Source organism: Dictyobacter aurantiacus, assembly GCF_003967515.1.
In the GTDB taxonomy this organism is placed as follows: domain Bacteria; phylum Chloroflexota; class Ktedonobacteria; order Ktedonobacterales; family Ktedonobacteraceae; genus Dictyobacter; species Dictyobacter aurantiacus.
This window is the reverse complement of record NZ_BIFQ01000001.1, coordinates 4,018,498-4,035,705: the sequence shown is the minus strand read 5'-3', so window position 1 is coordinate 4,035,705 and position 17,208 is coordinate 4,018,498. Positions and strand designations below refer to the sequence as shown.

Annotated in this window: 18 protein-coding genes and 1 tRNA gene; 7 read left to right on the top strand and 12 right to left on the bottom strand. The window is 53.9% G+C overall.

Going from position 1 to position 17,208, the window contains the following annotated elements:
• Positions 1-61: 61 nt before the first annotated feature.
• The 6 genes from KTT_RS16300 to KTT_RS16280 form a co-directional block, all read right to left on the bottom strand.
• Complete coding sequence (locus tag KTT_RS16300) at positions 62-532, bottom strand: SMI1/KNR4 family protein (protein WP_126599673.1); 471 nt, start codon at positions 530-532, stop codon at positions 62-64.
• Between the two features lie 175 nt (positions 533-707).
• Complete coding sequence (locus KTT_RS37120; RefSeq protein ID WP_307720655.1) at positions 708-1,193, bottom strand: transposase; 486 nt, start codon at positions 1,191-1,193, stop codon at positions 708-710.
• 20 nt (positions 1,194-1,213) lie between these two features.
• Entirely contained in the window at positions 1,214-1,720 is a 507-nt protein-coding gene (locus KTT_RS37115; protein WP_235845550.1) for a winged helix-turn-helix domain-containing protein, read from the bottom strand.
• 156 nt (positions 1,721-1,876) lie between these two features.
• Positions 1,877-1,950 (bottom strand) — tRNA-Arg (locus KTT_RS16290).
• A 693-nt stretch (positions 1,951-2,643) separates the two neighbouring features.
• On the bottom strand, positions 2,644-3,438 hold the full coding sequence (locus KTT_RS16285) for a PhzF family phenazine biosynthesis protein (protein ID WP_126596991.1): 795 nt from the start codon (positions 3,436-3,438) through the stop codon (positions 2,644-2,646).
• An 89-nt stretch (positions 3,439-3,527) separates the two neighbouring features.
• A complete protein-coding gene (locus KTT_RS16280; RefSeq protein ID WP_126596990.1) occupies positions 3,528-4,199 on the bottom strand; it encodes an HAD family hydrolase in 672 nt (223 codons plus the stop codon).
• 346 nt (positions 4,200-4,545) lie between these two features.
• On the opposite strand from KTT_RS16280, the gene dgoD reads away from it, so the two are divergent.
• From dgoD to ftsZ, 5 genes are all read left to right on the top strand, one after another.
• On the top strand, positions 4,546-5,694 hold the full coding sequence (gene dgoD, locus KTT_RS16275; RefSeq protein ID WP_126596989.1) for a galactonate dehydratase: 1,149 nt from the start codon (positions 4,546-4,548) through the stop codon (positions 5,692-5,694).
• Positions 5,695-5,855: 161 nt separating this feature from the next.
• On the top strand, positions 5,856-6,443 hold the full coding sequence (locus KTT_RS16270) for an LOG family protein (RefSeq protein ID WP_126596988.1): 588 nt from the start codon (positions 5,856-5,858) through the stop codon (positions 6,441-6,443).
• 165 nt (positions 6,444-6,608) lie between these two features.
• A complete protein-coding gene (locus KTT_RS16265) occupies positions 6,609-7,046 on the top strand; it encodes a response regulator (protein WP_126596987.1) in 438 nt (145 codons plus the stop codon).
• 103 nt (positions 7,047-7,149) lie between these two features.
• The gene (locus KTT_RS37420; RefSeq protein ID WP_268904508.1) at positions 7,150-7,275 is read left to right on the top strand and encodes a hypothetical protein; all 126 of its coding nucleotides are present in this window, start codon (positions 7,150-7,152) and stop codon (positions 7,273-7,275) included.
• A gap of 441 nt (positions 7,276-7,716) precedes the next feature.
• Entirely contained in the window at positions 7,717-9,294 is a 1,578-nt protein-coding gene (gene ftsZ, locus KTT_RS16260) for a cell division protein FtsZ (RefSeq protein ID WP_218030903.1), read from the top strand.
• 203 nt (positions 9,295-9,497) lie between these two features.
• Here the strand turns inward: ftsZ and KTT_RS16255 are convergent, their stop codons facing one another.
• Together KTT_RS16255 and larB are read right to left on the bottom strand one after the other, a co-directional pair.
• Complete coding sequence (locus tag KTT_RS16255; RefSeq protein WP_126596986.1) at positions 9,498-9,773, bottom strand: KGG domain-containing protein; 276 nt, start codon at positions 9,771-9,773, stop codon at positions 9,498-9,500.
• Positions 9,774-9,864: 91 nt separating this feature from the next.
• Positions 9,865-10,737, bottom strand: coding sequence for a nickel pincer cofactor biosynthesis protein LarB (gene larB, locus KTT_RS16250; RefSeq protein ID WP_235845742.1), 873 nt, complete (start codon positions 10,735-10,737; stop codon positions 9,865-9,867).
• A 481-nt stretch (positions 10,738-11,218) separates the two neighbouring features.
• Between larB and KTT_RS16245 the strand changes: the two genes are divergently transcribed.
• On the top strand, positions 11,219-11,689 hold the full coding sequence (locus tag KTT_RS16245) for a hypothetical protein (RefSeq protein ID WP_126596985.1): 471 nt from the start codon (positions 11,219-11,221) through the stop codon (positions 11,687-11,689).
• A 34-nt stretch (positions 11,690-11,723) separates the two neighbouring features.
• On the opposite strand, the gene mutM is transcribed toward KTT_RS16245, so the two are convergent.
• The 3 genes from mutM to KTT_RS16230 form a co-directional block, all read right to left on the bottom strand.
• Complete coding sequence (mutM, locus tag KTT_RS16240) at positions 11,724-12,677, bottom strand: DNA-formamidopyrimidine glycosylase (protein WP_126596984.1); 954 nt, start codon at positions 12,675-12,677, stop codon at positions 11,724-11,726.
• Between the two features lie 354 nt (positions 12,678-13,031).
• The gene (locus tag KTT_RS16235; protein ID WP_126596983.1) at positions 13,032-13,670 is read right to left on the bottom strand and encodes a DUF3267 domain-containing protein; all 639 of its coding nucleotides are present in this window, start codon (positions 13,668-13,670) and stop codon (positions 13,032-13,034) included.
• Positions 13,671-13,947: 277 nt separating this feature from the next.
• Positions 13,948-14,925 (bottom strand): hypothetical protein, encoded by a 978-nt coding sequence (locus KTT_RS16230; RefSeq protein ID WP_126596982.1) that lies wholly within the window; start codon positions 14,923-14,925, stop codon positions 13,948-13,950.
• 321 nt (positions 14,926-15,246) lie between these two features.
• Here KTT_RS16230 and KTT_RS16225 point away from each other — a divergent pair, with 321 nt between their 5' ends.
• Complete coding sequence (locus tag KTT_RS16225; RefSeq protein ID WP_235845740.1) at positions 15,247-16,170, top strand: ribonuclease Z; 924 nt, start codon at positions 15,247-15,249, stop codon at positions 16,168-16,170.
• Positions 16,171-16,176: 6 nt separating this feature from the next.
• Here the strand turns inward: KTT_RS16225 and KTT_RS16220 are convergent, their stop codons facing one another.
• Positions 16,177-17,190 (bottom strand): alpha/beta hydrolase, encoded by a 1,014-nt coding sequence (locus tag KTT_RS16220; protein ID WP_126596981.1) that lies wholly within the window; start codon positions 17,188-17,190, stop codon positions 16,177-16,179.
• Positions 17,191-17,208 lie beyond the last annotated feature (18 nt).

The window sequence follows — 17,208 nt, the reverse complement described above, 5'->3', positions numbered from 1 at the left end:
CCATCCATATGGATACAATCCACCTCACATCAGTTTCACGATTCTGGTAATGCTCCTCATTTTACAGTCCATCGTAGGCATCACCGAGAGGCACAAAATCTGGCAGCAGCCAGTACCAATACTGCCCATTATTGTTATAGAGACAAGCAAGCAGGTCTGTAAAAGAGTTCGCTATAATTGGACAATCCCCACGCAGCCCATGTATTTCATGAAAACTATCATAGCATCGCCCCAGTCTCTCGTGACTAAAATCGATGGTCAAGTAATCACCATTGCCATCATCGCCAATGATATACCAGCTCGCGGTGATATCGTCCTCGACACGCTCACCGATGATCACTGGATTCGCCAGCACACAACGCGTCGGCGGCACAATGGTCATCGAGTAATATATTCCACCTGGATCATCAAACAGATGTAAGCCTCCACAGAGCGAATAGAACCGTTTGAGATCTTCTGGCAACACATGATTCGGCTCGACAACTGGAAGCCCAATAGGTTCATATACCTGACAGTATTGCGTGGTGCGCATTTTCTGAATTAAATTATCGATTTCCAATAATATCCTCTTTAACGCTTGCTTGTAATAATCACCCAGCACGAAGAATTTCTCTTATAAGCATTATAGTATTCCGGTTCTGGCAATTTGACATGAATTCTTGTCGGAGAATAGGGGCTTGCGACACTATTGATCTCAGCATAAAAAGCTAAAGTGAGTAGCCAGCATGAACGAAACAGTGACGCAAGGTCTGCTTGCGATGCCGAAGGCGGGCAAGAGCCAGCAGCAAGGCATAACTCAGCTCGGTGGAATCCTTGCAACACACATTCTTAAGTTCACGACGTTTGAGCAAATTCCACACCCCTTCCTGCGGATTGAACTCAGGCGCATAGGCAGGCAAGCGTTCCAGGTGAAGGCGAGCTGCGCCTCCCTGCGCCAAGAAGTCTTTGACCGCTTGGCAGCGATGGATGCTCGATCCATCCCAGATCACCAGCAACTTCCCGGGAATCTGGCGAAGCAGGTGCTTGAGAAAACCAACCACATCCTCTCCTTTGTAGGAATGAGATTGCGTCTGCATAAAGAGACGTCCCTGCGGGGTAATCGCCCCAATCGCCGAGACATGATCGCGTGTCAGCGGCACTCGCAACACTGGTGTCTGGCCCACCGGAGCATACGTGCGCACCGCCATCGGCAGCAGGTAAAAGCCCGACTCGTCTACAAAGACGATCTGCCGCTGTTCCTGCTCGGCTTTTTTTTAAGCGCGGGCCACCGTTCGTCTGTCCAGGCGTTGATCGCCTCTTCATTGCGTTGGCTGGCGTGTTCCTCCGGTTTTTGGACACTCTGCTTGAGGCTCCGCAGGAGGCGACTGCAATGGGCGGGATGATAGCTGACCCCAAAGTGCTGCCTGATAAGCACTGCCACGCGGGCTGTGGTCCATACCTGGCCGCGGAACCCATAGTGCTCGGCCCCTTTGGCCAGCAGATCGGGCAACTGGGCTCGCTGTTCTTCGGTCAGTTTGGGCTGGGGACCTGGTGGCGGTTGTTGTCGCAAGGACTCCGAGCCCTCTTTCCTGGCTCGGCTCATCCACTGACTCACCGCTCCTTCGGTTACTCCAAGGGCTACGGCGATGTCTTTTTGTCTCCAGCCCTGCGTATACAGCTGCCAAGCGCGCAGTCGTCGCCATTCACGCCAATCGTTGGGATGTTGTTCTTTCTTGCTCATACCTCCTTTTATCGGTTTGAGTATGGACGACTTTAGAACCTTATGCTGAGGTCAATAAGACTTGGAGAAAATTGGCTCTAAAGTTCTGCTACTCTGTAGTGGAACTTTGGTTTTTTTTGGCTTGTAAGGCTGGTTTAGTGGCTTAGATATGTTTAACGCGCCCAGAGAGATTCGAACTCCCGACACTCGGTTCCGAAGACCGATGCTCTAATCCGCTGAGCTATGGGCGCAACACCATCAATTTAGCACATGTTGATGGGGCTGTCAATAGGACGGCGCCCTATTCAGGGCCATTTTACAGGCTCGATTCTATCCTTTACCAGGACTAAACTCCTATTTTTCTGCGGGTGTATGGTCGGGGGACGTCATTGGCTGAGTGTACGTGGTAATATTTTTGCAACAGTGTTAAACACTGCCAGGTTGTTTCCCCTCCGGTGAATGATGAAAGCTTCTGTTTCAATGTTGCAACATGCAATGGTTAATTTCTTCTATTGTTAACGTTTTTAATTGAGACAATATATCATTGATCCGGCGAAGAGGAGATGGATTTATCCCTGTCCGGGCCGATTCGGTACTCCGGTTATTGCGAGGTTGACAATACTTATGAAAACACTCTATTGTACGACTATTACCTCAAGTGCTTTGAAATTGATTCGCCGCTATGAGGGTGAGGTCAGCGGGAGTGAGGCGACGATCTGTCATTATGTTCATGAAGAACCGAGTAAAGATAAGCACGGACGCATAATTGAAAATGCTTTTAAGGTATACTTTCCCAATAGCGAGGCGATCTGCTATACGCTGTCAGGCGAGATTTCTTACGTTCTACCTTAAATCTTTCTTTGTATGCTTTTTATAAAAAGAGGGTTCCCAACCTGCTCAGGTTGGGAACCCTCTTTTTATGTGCCGTGCCGATGGCTCTCTCCTCAGGCGAACAGGGTACCTTTGAAGACGGTGACGGCCTGCCCTCCCAGGATGACGCGATCGCCCTGCAGTTGGACGCGTACCAGGCCGCCGCGCCTGGATGCCTGGTAGCCGAGAAGGGTGGAGCGCTGTAGACGCTGGCTCCAGTAGGGTGCCAGGGCACAGTGGGCCGAGCCGGTAACGGGATCTTCACTGACGCCAACGCGCGGACCGAAGAAACGGGAGACAAAATCATAGTCGACCTCGGGATTGGCCCGGCTGGTGACGACGATGCCGCGCGCCGGTATCTGTTGCAAGAGCGCGAGGTTGGGTTTGAGATCTCTAACCTGCAGTTCGTTTTCTACTTCTACAAGGTAGTCGAACCTGCCCATTTCAACCGCTGCGATGGGGACACCCAGAGCCTCCGCGAGCACGGAGGGAGGATCGACGGGCCGCGTGGGGTCCGCCGGAAAGTTGAGCTCGATCCATTCGCCGTTGCGCCTGGCGGTCAACAGGCCGCTCAGGGTAGAGAAGCGAGCCTCGGCATCGGGTGCCAGGTGGCCCTCCTGCCACAGGACGTGCGCGCTGGCCAGGGTGGCGTGTCCGCACAGCTCAACCTCTACAGTTGGCGTAAACCAGCTCAGCTGAAACCCGTCATCCTGCCGCAGGAGAAAGGCGGTCTCCGAAAGATTCATTTCGGCCGCGACCTGCTGCATCCATTCGGCATCACGTGGCTCGGACAGCACACACACGCCCGCAGGGTTTCCTCTAAAAGGCTCGTCGGTAAAGGCGTCTACCTGGATAATCGTCTGCTCCATCTCGTTTCTCTCCTTTTATGGCTGGTAGCACCATACATCTTATTTCTTCTTCTCTATTATGCAGCAACAACACAATGGGTGCGGATACGTTACACTTCTTGCCTGTTCGCGACCTGCAGCACGAGCTGTTCCAGGGGCATAGCGGCCAGAGAGGTCAGGCGCAGGTCCGCGTGGTCCAGTGGTAGCTGGCCGGTAATCGGGTTGGGGATGGCGACGCAGAAGATACCGGCGTTCTGGGCGGCCCGCACGCCATTGGGCGAGTCTTCGAGGGCGATGGCCTGCTCGGGTTGAGCTCCAAGGAGATCCAGGGCGGAAAGGTAGAGCTCAGGGTGAGGCTTGCGATGCGTCACTTCATCCCCGAATTTCATGGCGTCGAATTTCTCGTGCAGGCCGAGACGAGTAAGATGACTAATGACCCAGGAGCGTGGCGAGCTTGAGGCGACGGCGATCTTCATATTCAAGCGGCGCGCATCCTCTATATATTGCTCGACACCCGGCAGGACGGTCTGTGTCTCAATCAGCTCCAGGTGGCGGCGCAGACGGCGCTCGGCGAGCGGATCGCGCTCGATAGCCTGTCCTGTCAACAATTCAAGGTAGTCGTGAGGATCAAAGGCTTCCGGACCGCTCCCGATGCAGGCGGCCCACTTCTCTAGTGGAAGGTGCTGCTCATATTCAGTATATATTTCTTGCCAGGATTGATAAGAGGAGATTTCGGTATCAAGTATAAGTCCATCAAAATCAAAGACCAGTGCGCTTATCATTAAACAGCCTTTCGCTTCTCTGTATGTCTATATAAATGGCAAAACATTCACATTTATCTCCATCATATCACAATTACTTCAGCGGTATGATGGACGATTTGTGGCTACTTCGGCCTCCAGAACGCCTGGACAGCAAGGGCCTTGCGATGAACTCGACCATAGCATAGGAGTATTTTATAGAGGAGTTATCCATCCTCCTGGCTTGAATTTGCCTCTAGCACATTCTATACTCAAATTATCCATGCAATACAAACACGGGATAGTATATGCGAACTGCGTGAGACGCCCATCATCACTACTATCCTGCCATCAGCATGGCGCCGATGGGTTCGGGAAAGGGAATGAAATGAAAATCGCCAAACTTGAATTATTTAAGGTGCCACCACGCTGGCTCTTTTTGAAGATTACGACGGATGATGGCGTGGAGGGCTGGGGTGAACCAGTAGTGGAGGGACGAGCCGAGACGGTGAAAACAGCCGTAACCGAGATGGGTGAATACCTGATCGGGCAAGATGCCTCGCGCATTGAGGATATCTGGCAGACCCTCTATCGCAGCGGCTTCTATCGCGGCGGACCGGTCCTGACCAGCGCTATTTCGGGGATCGACCAGGCCCTCTGGGATATCAAGGGAAAGAGCCTGGGCGTGCCGGTATATGATCTACTGGGTGGGGCCGTACGCGATAAGATGCGCGTCTATTCCTGGATCGGCGGAGATAAAGCGACCGAGGCGGCCGAACATGCCAGACAACGGGTGGCGGCCGGCTATAGCGCGTTGAAGATGAACGCGACGGCTGACTTCGAGTGGATCGATTCGGCGCTCAAGGTGCAGGAAGCGGTCGAGCGCATCGCGGCTGTACGTGAAGCGATCGGCAACGGCGTCGGACTGGCCGTGGATTTCCACGGACGTATCCATCGCGGCATGGCCAAAGTGCTGGCCAAAGAATTAGATCCATATAAGCTCCTGTTCATTGAGGAACCAGTACTGCCGGAGAACAATGAGGCACTAATCGAACTGGCCCGGCATACCAGTACCCCCATCGCGACTGGAGAACGTCTCTATACACGCTGGGGCTTTAAATCGCTGCTGACCAGTGGGGCCGTAGACATCATCCAGCCCGACTTGAGCCATACCGGTGGCATCTGGGAAGGCCGCAAGATCGCGGCGATGGCCGAGGCGTTTGACGTAGCCGTGGCCCCGCATTGTCCCCTGGGACCACTGACCCTGGCGTCCTCGCTGCAGCTTGATTTCTGCACGCCCAACGCCTTCATCCAGGAGCAATCGCTGGAGATCCACTACAACCAGCATACCGATCTGCTGGATTACCTGGTTGATCCATCGATCTTCAAATACGAAGATGGATTTGTGGCCCGGCCAACCAAACCGGGGCTGGGAGTAGAGATCAATGAGGACAGGGTACGCGAGGCGGCCAGGGCCGGACACCAATGGCACAATCCCATCTGGCGCAACGCCGATGGCTCTATCACCGAGTGGTAATTCATGAGTGTGTTTTGGATAATGGTATCGCGGAGCGTATACCATTATCCAAAACACACTCATGCCCATTGGTCCATAGATCTTTCAGATTGGATTGAGATACAGTACAATAGGGAATCAAATTCATATATTTTTTTATTCACTATAAAAAGGATAGCTGAATGAGTCGGATCTGTGTTTTTGCTGGCTCAAATCGGGGTGTACGACCCGAATTTGTTCAGGCGGCACGTGAACTGGGACAGGAAATGGCCGGTCGTGGCATTGGTGTGGTCTATGGCGGAGGGCGCCTCGGTTTGATGGGCTCGATCGCGGACGCCGCATTGGAGGCCGGTGGCGAGGTCATCGGGGTCCTGCCAAGAGGACTTTTTCAGCGTGAAGTTGCCCATGAACATTTAACCAGATTATATACTGTAAATAGTATGCATGAGCGAAAGGCATTGATGGCTGATCTCTCGGATGCCTTTATTGCCCTCCCCGGCGGCTTTGGGACCTTCGATGAACTGTTTGAGATTACAACCTGGGCCCAGATCGGCATTCATACCAAACCAATCGGGCTGCTGGACGTGGCACAATTTTTTCTGCCTTTGCTCGCGCTTATAGAACATGCATCAAAAGAAGGTTTTATCCAACCATTTCATACCCGGCTTCTGCTCCATTATCAGACCCCGGCGGCACTACTGGATGGCCTGGCAAACTATACATCGCCGCCACCGCAGTCGAAATGGACAGAGCTTCCACCACAGCGCTAGTTAAGTGCGTAAAGTGTAGAAAGCAGGATAGGAAATACGGAAGGCACCAGCAATGTCATATAATTGCCCCCTTTCGTGCGTCACTAATGTCGTTCGAGAACCGTTACATTAAGGTATAGCATTATATTCGCATCTTAACTATCGCATGCGGAAAAGGAGTTCATCATGCCACGAGAAGTCATTCCGCCCGCGGCACTTGGCCCACGGAACACGACGATTTTAATTGTTGAAGATGATGCAGATATTGCTCAATTTCTGCAGCAGTTGATTGAAGAGGAGACACCTTACCATACCACAGTCATAGATAATGGGCAGACGGCTTTAGAGCAGACGCCCCACATCCGGCCCTGCCTGATGCTGCTGGACTACCGCCTGCCAAAATTAAATGGTTTAGAGCTCTATGATCGCCTTCAGGAAATAGACGAGACCCGCGGGGTGCCCGCGATTATGATGAGCGCAACGTTACCTGTAAAAGAGTTAGAAAAGCGCGGCATCTATCAGATTCGTAAACCCATGGATATCGGCAGTGTCATTCGCATGATTACCCATGCCCTGGCAACATTCGAGGAGAAACGGCTGCAAGAGCAGTACAATTATCAGTAAAGCTCGTTGCACCCAACACCTCATCCGCAGATTTTGATACAATAAGATATAGCATAGGTTATGCCTATAGTTTGGATTATACAGTTTCAGGAGGATACCTATCGTGGCGAATAAAGAACAGAAGAAGGTGCAAAAAGCAGCTCCGAAATCAAATAAACAGAAAAAAGAGGCTCAACGTGAGAAGAAGGCGGCCAAAACTGGCAGTTCATTCTCACTCAAAAAAGAGTAGCATTGTTTTCCAGGCTCTGATGCATGAGAGATATGCGCGCCTCCAATCTATCTGCGCATGCTCTGATCATCAGAGCTTTTTTGTTATCTGAGCATGGAAGAGTGGTAGCACTTTTTCCTGCTCTAATTCGTTATGTTATATAAGAGGCATGGGCCCATAGTGGCATAAGTATCCTCCCTGATATATACTTGACACTCTTGTTACAATGCGGATGGAATGCTTTTATTACGTCAGGTGCCCCCCGCTCAAAGGCGGGGCCTGTTTGTTATCCTCAACAGATTACCAATAGAATTCGAGCATATATTTTTTGCTGTTTGAGGATAGAAAAGACCGGGCCTGAACCTGACCAGCCTCGAAGAAAAAACTGAGAAGAAAGACGGCACCCTGTTCTCTCGTAGAGAGGTGCACCGTTTGTTTCGATGAGAGGAAATGGGGGTGTGCATGCAACCAATGTCAGATGATGCATACAAACGCAACATGGCCTCCGAGCCGTGGAGGGACCAGGCCAGACAGGCGCCAGACGTGTATGAAGGGCAGGAAAATCAGTGGGCGATTCTTCGTCATGAAGTAGCGGAGAACGTGCCAGGGGCACCAGACCCGGCGCGCGGCGGTTGGGATCAGCGCTACACCGATGGAGATCCCCTTTCTCCCCAGTCTCCTCTTGATTTCGAGGCTTCCGCGGAAGCACCCCACAATGTAGATATTGTCGTGGTCGGCGTTGGTGGCGGCGGCATGAACGCGGTCAATCGCATGATCCATACCCATGTACGAGGCGTGCGCTTTGTGGCCATGAATACCGATGCCCAGGTACTGGCCCTCTGTGAGGCCCCTCATCGGATCTGCCTGGGCCAGAATCATACCAAGGGTCTGGGTGCCGGTGGTAACGCGGCGGTGGGTATGCGCGCGGCAACCGAGAGTAGCGCCGAGATCCGTGAGGCCCTGGGCAACGCGGATCTGGTTTTTATCGCGGCCGGTATGGGGGGTGGCACGGGGACGGGCGCCGCGCCCGTAGTGGCGTCGATCGCCAGGCAGATGGGGGCGCTGACCGTTGGTATCGTGACCCTGCCGTTTACGTTTGAGGGCTCGCGGCGCAAGCGCATCGCCGAGCAGGGGCTGGCCGAGTTAAGCGCCGAAATTGACGCGCTGATCACCATTCCCAATGATCGCCTGCTCAATACAGTGGCCCGCGACCGCAATCTGGCGGATGCCTTTAAGGTAGCGGACGATGTTCTGCGTCAGGGCGTGCAGGGCATCGCTGAGGTGATTAACGTGCCGGGTATGATCAATGTCGACTTCGCCGATGTGCGCAGCGTGCTGCGGGAGGCTGGTACAGCTTTGATGAGCATTGGTCAGGGTTCGGGCCGCAATCGGGCGCAGGTAGCGGCCGAGGAGGCGGTCGCCGGTGGCTTCTTAAACGTCACGATCCGAGGCGCCAAACGTGTCTTATTTAATATCAGCGGCGGCGAGGATATGACCCTGTTCGAGGTAAATGAGGTGGCCGAACACATTGGTGCCGCCATCGATGATGCGGCCGATATTATTTTTGGCGCGGTGGTCGATCCCACGCTCAACGATACCATTCGCGTCACCCTGATCGCGGCCGGCATGGAAGAACTACGCGGAACACGTGGGCATGGATTATTACATGGCCATCAGGTCTCAGCGGCCCGCGTGCCTCCTTCCGGCATGCCGCTAGCTAACAGGCCAACCACGGCTCCCACCTACCCTGACCAGGGTTCGGGCCGACCCTGGCAAACAGCTGGCATGCCAGGGTTCCCGGGTGCGACCCCACCGGTTCAGCCACCAGAGCCACCGGTGGCCCCACCACCGACTCGCATGCCACCGGCACTACACCCGACCAATCCGCCCCAACCGGGTCGGCAACAGCGGAGCCTGAACGATCTGCGTGGAATCCGTGGCATGGGAAACAGGCAGGAAGGCGGGCCACGCTATCGCCCTACGGTGGACCAGGATGGGGCCATCGAGCCACCTCCATTTATTAAGCGCAACGAAAAATAAATCAGCCGCACAAAGGCAAACAGTGGATCATCATGCGAAGGCCGCATGCCCGTCGCGCTATTTCATTCAAGAAAAAAGCAGCAATGGGATGCGGTCTTGCTACGACTTGGGACACAACCAGAATACCAGGGGCATTCCTCAACCCATCGGGGTCCGCGCACTAGAAAGCATTTCGCCGACCACGATAAGGAAAGGAATCTTCCCTATTCTTCCTGGCTATCTGAGGCTGTACGGCCACGCTCGCCACCCTTCTTCCCAATCCGTGAGTAGAATTCAGAGCCTTGCTGTCGCTTGGTTGACTCACCACCCTTCTTCCCAATCTCAGCATAAAATTGTGGGCCGCGTTTCTCCTTCACCGTCTCGCCACCCTTCTTACCAATCTTCGAGTAGAATTCCGGACCATATTTCTCACGTACAGCTTGGCCACCATGCTTGGCTTTTTGTGATCCCGGCTCGGGCCCACGTTTATTATTTGCCATAGAAAGTCCCGCCTCTCTAAAACTTCGTACCCACGTTTACCCAACATATTAGCGGTGAGACATTCTACATTCAGAACATCTCGCTGCTTCCCTACTGCGACTGATGTTCACGCGCCTGCGCCACACGATTGGCAACCAGCGCCGCTGTGATTCCAGCGCCAACACCATTATCGATATTGACGACTGAAAGTCCTGGCGCACACGTTTGCAACATCGAAAGCAATGCGGCAACCCCATTGCCGCCAAAACCATAGCCAATCGACGTTGGTAGCCCGATAACTGGAACTGGCACCAGCCCTGCGATAACCGAAGGTAAAGCTCCATCCATACCAGCAGCAACGATAATCACATCAACCTCATTGGAGAGCAGTTCACGCAGTGGTCCAAACAAACGGTGAAGCCCTGCAACTCCAACATCATAGATAGGTGTGACGTGGCAGCCCATCTCTTCCGCGATGAGCGCCGCTTCTTCCGCTACTGGAATATCCGATGTTCCGGCACTGATCACGCCAACGTGACCGCCGGTCTTTTTGTGTACATAATCAGGACGGTAGATCGCCATAGCGCGAGCCGCCGCAAGCGTACGAACAGTGTAGGCTTGAAACTCTGTCTGGAGAGGAAGGATCGAGTCAGGGCGCAAGCGACTGATGATCGCACGCCCGGTCCCGTCTAAGAGACCATGCGCCATTGAAATAATTTGCGCCGTCTCTTTGGTGGCCCCAAGAATAACCTCGGGGGCCCCTTTCCGTTGCTCGCGTCCAGGATCGGGACGAGTATGGATGGCAGAGGAGGTCTCAGGCTGTGCAGCGTTCACTGGTGGTACCGGTGTATTCCCGGAATGAATAGAACTACCTGACTCGGATGCTTGCTCAGTTTGTCCCATATGAAGATCGTTGTGCCCGAATGGACTTTCACCGAGCAACTGGTTAAAGAGTTCGAATTGTCTATCAATTTCGTGATTCACAAAAGTAATACCTCAAGTCGATCATTGCACAATGATTATTCATCTGCATCCTACAACCAGTCACAGTGTAACACAGTCCAACTTATTCAGCAAGCCAAAGGTAGCTCTTTCTTACTCATAAGTTGCTATTCATGACTTTTTCATACATTTGCAGTAATCTGGTTGTGGTCATGCATGGTGAAGGTGATTATCGGCTCTCCGCCCTTCCCAGGGAAGGGAGGGGTGCGAGGACTGACATGCTGGGAGCATGTCTGCCATCGCGCTCCGTCAGGGGCTGCCGCCCCTGCACTCCGCTTTTCCGGAGTGATATCAACAAGACATATGGTCTGGCTCACTATTCAGGTATGTTATACTGTATGTAATTCCTAAAAAGTGGGTCCACCGATATCTATCCTTGCAACGCTGGAGCGCTGCCACACCTGTTCATTATGCATTGTCGTTTCTTATTCAAGAATAACGAAGAAATTTCAATTAGAGTGCTATGAAAAAAACGTCATTATTTCTAATGAGCGCCTTGCTCCTGACACTCCTGCTTGTTTTGTCTGCCTGTGGCCCAACTGTCGCGGTGACGCGCCCAAAGGCACAACCAACGGTGACTGTGAATAAGTCATTCCAGAAAGATGTTCCATCGGTTCCAAAGATACCGAAGTATCTCTGTGGCGCCTGGTCATCCGCCAACAATCCGGGCCCGTATGGCGTTATTAATATCTACGCCCGTTTGACGCAAAATGTCAAGCCGGTTGCGGGAGCATCTGCTCAAGCTACGGCCCACTTTGCGTACGGCGATCTTAACCTGGACCAGGCGCCGGTCAGCGATAGCGGCGGTTACGTGACCTTTGTGCTTCAGTTACGGGGACAGCAGCCCCGGCTGACCGCCGCGACGGTAGATGTGTCGTTTAACGTCGATGGCAAAACGGTCACGTGTACCCCGGCCTTCTTTACTCCACAATAAACATGTGATCTCACAGAGGCCGGGGGAACGCCCGCTATGGGACGCTGGTCACGATATCCCCCCGCTGAGCAGGCGCCTGCTGGCAACCGGGACAGAAGTGGGCACTGCGCTGGGCGATCACCATACGCTCTATAATCGTGCCACAGCGGCTACAGGGCTTGCCCTCTTGATGGTAGACCCGCACATGGTTAAAGTTATCACCGGCCTCTCCCCACAGGTCCCGGTAATCATTAAATGATGTACCTCCATGCTCAATTCCGCGCGTCAACACATCGACGATCCCCTCGTGCAGCGTCCGAATCTCGTCCGCCGAAAGACTTTCCGCGCGCCGTAAAGGATGAATACGGGCGTAAAACAGGGCCTCATCGGCGTAGATATTGCCCACACCCGCGACGACGGTCTGATCCAACAGCACCTGCTTGATCACGGTTCGGCGACCACGCAGCGAGCTGGCGAACCGCTCCACCGAAAACTCGGCTTCCAGCGGCTCGGGACCCAGTCCCTTGAGCGCCTCCTGCTCTCGTTCTCGGGACCACAGCCCGATCTTGCCAAATTTGCGTGGATCGGTGAAGAGCAGGCAGCGTCCATCTTCGAAGACGAAACAGGCCCGGCAGTACTTTAATTCAGCCTGTTCGGTCGCCTCCTGCTCTCCAGCCACGTAAAAGCTGGGACCACGCGTATTCCAGGCCACCCGGTCCCGCTCACGCAGGCTGGTGTCCAGCCTCCACCCCACCGGCAGCAGCAGGAAGTTACCTGTCATACGCCGATGGATTGAGAGAAACATATTGCCACTCAGATCGATCAATAAAAACTTGCCACGCCTGCGCACACCTTCGATGCGGCGGCCAGCCACCTCGGCCAGGAAATCTGGCACCGCGGGATGGCTGATGGTGCGCTCCCAGAAGACATACGCCTCCCGAATGGTCGCCCCCACGACAGAGGCGCGCAGCTGGCGCGCGGTATATTCAACTTCAGGTAGTTCTGGCATTACTCATCCTGACCTGGAAGCGACTGACTCGCTTCCTTAACTTCTATATTGGTGGTAGTGAGAGGATATACATGTGAGAACAAATAGAGGCGGTGTGGCCGGTGGCGGCCGAAAAATATTTGCCCTCCCCCAACATGACCTTCTACTAAAAAATAGTATATCACACATCAGGCCCTCCTCTTGTAGGGGTACTTGAGCGCCCCCGCACGGGCGTCCGCATGCGTGGCCGCACTCGTTTTTTAGGAGGATGTGTAACATATAGGTGGAGCGAATGCTCCACCTATATGTTACACATCCTCCTAAAAAACGAGTGCCAAAGGCGTGAAACCTGCAGCATTCGGACACCGCTGGTGCTTATTCGGGGAGCTTCCAGGCGGTATAGCCAACTTCGGTGTCTTCGATCAGGGTGGGTTTAGGGAGGCGCGCCACGCGTCGGGCAACCACCACGTCACCTGCGGCCCCCGAGAAGTTGCCCGCGAAGGCAAATAAGAGATAGGAGGCGGGACCGGGGTAGAAGATGGTCACGATGATACCCAGCAGAGTAAGGAAGATGAGCGGCGCCAGGCCAACGGCCAGGTAGTGGTCGCGCCGAAAGAGCTGCTGGCTGGCTCCACAGTAGAGGGCGAGTGGCAGCCTGGCACCGAAATGGGGACGGCCTCCCCAGAAAGCAAAGACGACACCATGGATCAACTCATGGACACAGAGGATAAGCAGATAGCCAACCACGTTAAGGATAATCCAACGGAGAATACCCAGGGCGCTGAGCGGGGCCAGCCAGGTTTGATAATGCCAGTGATAGGATAACAGATCCAACACAACAAAGAAGAGTCCACCAACAATAAACATTTGCAGGCTCAGCAACGCCAGCGGGCGCAGCTGCTCGCCCTCCAACAGAGCCAGCTCCTCCATCTTTTGTAGCTGATCAGCATCTATCAGGCGCTGCTGCTCGTCTCTTTTACGGCTATGAAATCGATCAACTAAAATCAGGGCCATCAAGCCTCATCCTCTCATTTTCCATATAGCGTGCTTCCCACAGCATACCACATCAACCACCCCGCTCCCAGGTAACGGCTCGATCCTTGTGGGCAATATGTCCGACTTTGGAAGGGAAGGATATTGTCGTTGGTGGAACGTAAACGTCCGGACACGGGGTCGCTTCGCGACAAAGCCGGGACGAGCCCGGCACCTACACAATCTCCTCTAAAATACGTCTTGTAATGACATATGGATGACGATGGCATCTGCGCCTGAATCAAAGAGCAACAAACGATCAGGATACCCGCGACTCGGGGGGCAGGTTGAGCAGGGATTCTTCAATCTCCTGCCACTCAAGTTGTTCAGCCTCAGGGCTCGACAGGCGCCTTTCAGAACGCGAGGACTCTTGCATGCGTCTGAGGACTCGCTGGCGGAAGCCATCGAAGAATTCTTGTTGCCGCGGTGGAGGTGGCATGATATGCAAAGCTATCTTTTCAGGGTCATAAAATTCGTCGGGATTAAAGGCCAGTGAGACGAGGTTGGTATATCCCCGTACCAGCGATAGACGCGCTTCCGGGGCGAAGTAATCGAGCTGGGTACTGGAGAGGAGCAGGCAGCCCGCGACCCGGCAGGCATGCATAATCGGGCAGGCGACGGCACTGACCTCATGCTCGACCTGGTAGGCAGGCAAAAACGTCTTGTTCGCCCGCAGATCGCCGATCTGCTCCAGGCGGCACGATACCGTGACATGGCCAGCCAGCGATTCCGCCCCCAGCAATAGCGCCTTCTCTTCTAAATCTCCACCCCAGGGAGGTGTTCCCAGCCCCACGCTCTCACGCAAACTTCGGATCTTATCATCACGTGGAGGCATGCAGCGTACGACGGTGATCGCCATACCCACACCCTCGGGATCCAGTTGTCGCAGGGCCTGCTGCAGAACCAGGCGGGTGATAGACCAGAAGCGGAGCAGGTCAGGGATACTGGCCCTGGCATCCAGCACCTCCATAATAAATTTATACGGGATCTCCTGCGCGGTGGTATCGATTTCAAAATCCGAAACATCTGATGAGTATTTTTCTAGCAACGCCTGCAACTGGCTGCGTTGCTGCTTGGGGATGGCACGCAACAATTGCCGCATATTATGCGGACGAGGAGAAGATTCGCCGCTCACCCAGCGATTCAACGTTACCGCATGCACACCAATTTCGCTAGCGATACGATCGCGCTCGGTCGTATTATTGATGATACTACCCAGAAACTCACGCCATTCCATGCAGTCCTCCATGTTTTTCTCGCTAAAACTCAAGGACAATTACTACCAGCATTCGCGCATCTCATGATAACAGAAGAGGCTAAAAATGTCAAAAAATCTACATGAAACAATAATAACAGCGTAATGCTCGCTTGCATATGTTACAAGTTCCACGTTAGACTCTTGCTTTTGGTCGACCACTTATCCATGGTATGCTATAAAAAAACGATTGGGATAACCGCTTGTACACTCGCAGTTCGCGCCACCGGGGTCTATCAATTATTGCTCCTGTCTGATCATATCCAGGTGGTGGATGATACATATTCATAATATGAAGGATAAATGATGATTGATATCTGTATATTAGGCACCTGTGGTATGATGCCGCTACCTGGACGCTGGCTCTCCAGTACGCTGGTACGCTGCGATTCGTCACTGACATTGTTCGATTGCGGTGAGGGGACACAGATTCCCTGGAAGTCGCTGGGCTGGGGTTTTCGCCAGTTAGGGGCGATCTGCCTATCACATATGCATGCCGATCATGTAGCGGGCCTACCAGGCATTCTGTTTATGGTCGCCCACGCCGGACGGACAGAGCCGCTACACATCTATGGCCCCACGGGCACAACCTATATAACCGACGGCCTGCGACGCGTCGCTCCGGAGATGCCCTATCCAGTCATTATTCACGAGCTCAAGGGCCACGAGCATTTTGCCTTGCCGGGCGGACTGCAGGCCAGCTGCGCGCCTGCCAATCATGGCATTCACTGTCTGGCGTATCGGGCGGAGCTGCCGCGCCGTCCCGCATTCCAGGCGGCTCGGGCCCAGGAACTCGGCCTCCCCGTACAGCTCTGGTCGCGCCTGCAGCATGGAGAGACGGTGGAGTACCAGGGGCAGACGATCAAACCAGCGCAGGTTCTGGGACCTCCCCGGCGTGGCATCTCGTTCGCCTATATCACCGATACTCGTCCCACACAACAACTGGCGATGTTGGCACGAGATGTGGATCTGCTGATCTGCGAAAGCATGTACGACGATCCAGAGGATCTGCCACTGGCAAAGAGCAATGCGCATATGCTGGCTGAGGAGAGCGCCGGTCTCGCTCTGTCCGCTGGAGCCCATGAGCTTATCCTGACTCACTTCAGCCCTAAGATTCACGATACACGGCAAGCGGAAAAAGCGGCACGCGCTGTCTTCGCCAAAACACGTGCCGCCAAAGATGGAATGGTGGTTTCGCTGGACTATTCCAATGAACAGGAAGCCTGATAAGGGCTAGCTCGCCTCGGATAAAGGATGCGGCCCGTTGGTGGGTTCGGTCGCGGGTTCGCTCACGATCTCTTCCCTGACGGGCTGCTGCTTCAGGTAGAGATCAAAAAACTCTGTGACCCTGCGCATGTACTCCGCCCGGTCGGCAAAGTAAGCTCCACAGTGCTCAACATCCTGCACCAGCCAGAGCTCCTTCGGCTCGTTGGCGGCCTGGTATAGCAAGGGAGCATCATGGGGATCGACGACGCTATCTTTCATGCCATGAATGATCATCACCGGCCGGGGTGCGATACGCCCGATATCGCGCAACGGCTCAACCTGGTTAAAATGATAGCCAGCCCGTAGCCAGAGCATGAGGTCCGTCACCCAATCAAAAATGATGAAGGGCAGATGCAAGGTACGGCGCACCGCGAACTCGACCACCCGACGATGGGTCGCGAACGCGCTATCAGCCACCAGGGCCTCGATCTCAGGAGAGCGGGCCGTACCCATAATAGAGACCGCCGCACCCATAGAATAACCGACCGCGCCAAGGCGCGCATGAGGAGCACGCTCTCTGGCATACGCAACCGCCCCCAGAAAATCATTGATCTCGCGATATCCAAGCGTCACGGGCATCCCTACCACGGTTCCATGTCCATAGTATTCAAATACCAGCACATTATGGCCTGCCTTCCATAGTAACGCGCACAATCCCAGCACATCCGAACGGCTTCCTCGATAACCCGGTGAAACGATAATCGTGGTGGTCGCATCTGGATAAGGCACATACCAGCCATTCACCTTGTGATCGTCATGCAGAGAGGGAAACGTTACATCCTCAGCCGGCATACCAAGCTCAAAAGGACTAAATGTATACAGTGCAAATGTTGCCAGGCGCTTGGGGCGCGTCAACGTCTCAACGATATAAATGCCCACCCCAAGAATAACCGCCAGCACCCCCGCGCTACCTCCCAAACTACCCCACAAAAAGCTCTTCAATGAAAAGCGGGGACGTCGTACGTTCGATAACTTGAACATAGAAATCCACAACCTTCC

Excerpts from the sequence above, each read along its gene's own strand:
- KTT_RS16300 (WP_126599673.1), bottom strand. The coding sequence starts at position 532 with ATGCGCACCACGCAATACTGTCAGGTATATGAACCTATTGGGCTTCCA.
- KTT_RS37115 (WP_235845550.1), bottom strand. The coding sequence starts at position 1,720 with ATGAGCAAGAAAGAACAACATCCCAACGATTGGCGTGAATGGCGACGA.
- KTT_RS16285 (WP_126596991.1), bottom strand. The coding sequence starts at position 3,438 with ATGGAGCAGACGATTATCCAGGTAGACGCCTTTACCGACGAGCCTTTT.
- KTT_RS16280 (WP_126596990.1), bottom strand. The coding sequence starts at position 4,199 with ATGATAAGCGCACTGGTCTTTGATTTTGATGGACTTATACTTGATACC.
- dgoD (WP_126596989.1), top strand. The coding sequence starts at position 4,546 with ATGAAAATCGCCAAACTTGAATTATTTAAGGTGCCACCACGCTGGCTC.
- KTT_RS16270 (WP_126596988.1), top strand. The coding sequence starts at position 5,856 with ATGAGTCGGATCTGTGTTTTTGCTGGCTCAAATCGGGGTGTACGACCC.
- KTT_RS16265 (WP_126596987.1), top strand. The coding sequence starts at position 6,609 with ATGCCACGAGAAGTCATTCCGCCCGCGGCACTTGGCCCACGGAACACG.
- ftsZ (WP_218030903.1), top strand. The coding sequence starts at position 7,717 with ATGCAACCAATGTCAGATGATGCATACAAACGCAACATGGCCTCCGAG.
- KTT_RS16255 (WP_126596986.1), bottom strand. The coding sequence starts at position 9,773 with ATGGCAAATAATAAACGTGGGCCCGAGCCGGGATCACAAAAAGCCAAG.
- KTT_RS16245 (WP_126596985.1), top strand. The coding sequence starts at position 11,219 with ATGAAAAAAACGTCATTATTTCTAATGAGCGCCTTGCTCCTGACACTC.
- mutM (WP_126596984.1), bottom strand. The coding sequence starts at position 12,677 with ATGCCAGAACTACCTGAAGTTGAATATACCGCGCGCCAGCTGCGCGCC.
- KTT_RS16235 (WP_126596983.1), bottom strand. The coding sequence starts at position 13,670 with ATGGCCCTGATTTTAGTTGATCGATTTCATAGCCGTAAAAGAGACGAG.
- KTT_RS16230 (WP_126596982.1), bottom strand. The coding sequence starts at position 14,925 with ATGGAATGGCGTGAGTTTCTGGGTAGTATCATCAATAATACGACCGAG.
- KTT_RS16225 (WP_235845740.1), top strand. The coding sequence starts at position 15,247 with ATGATGATTGATATCTGTATATTAGGCACCTGTGGTATGATGCCGCTA.
- KTT_RS16220 (WP_126596981.1), bottom strand. The coding sequence starts at position 17,190 with ATGTTCAAGTTATCGAACGTACGACGTCCCCGCTTTTCATTGAAGAGC.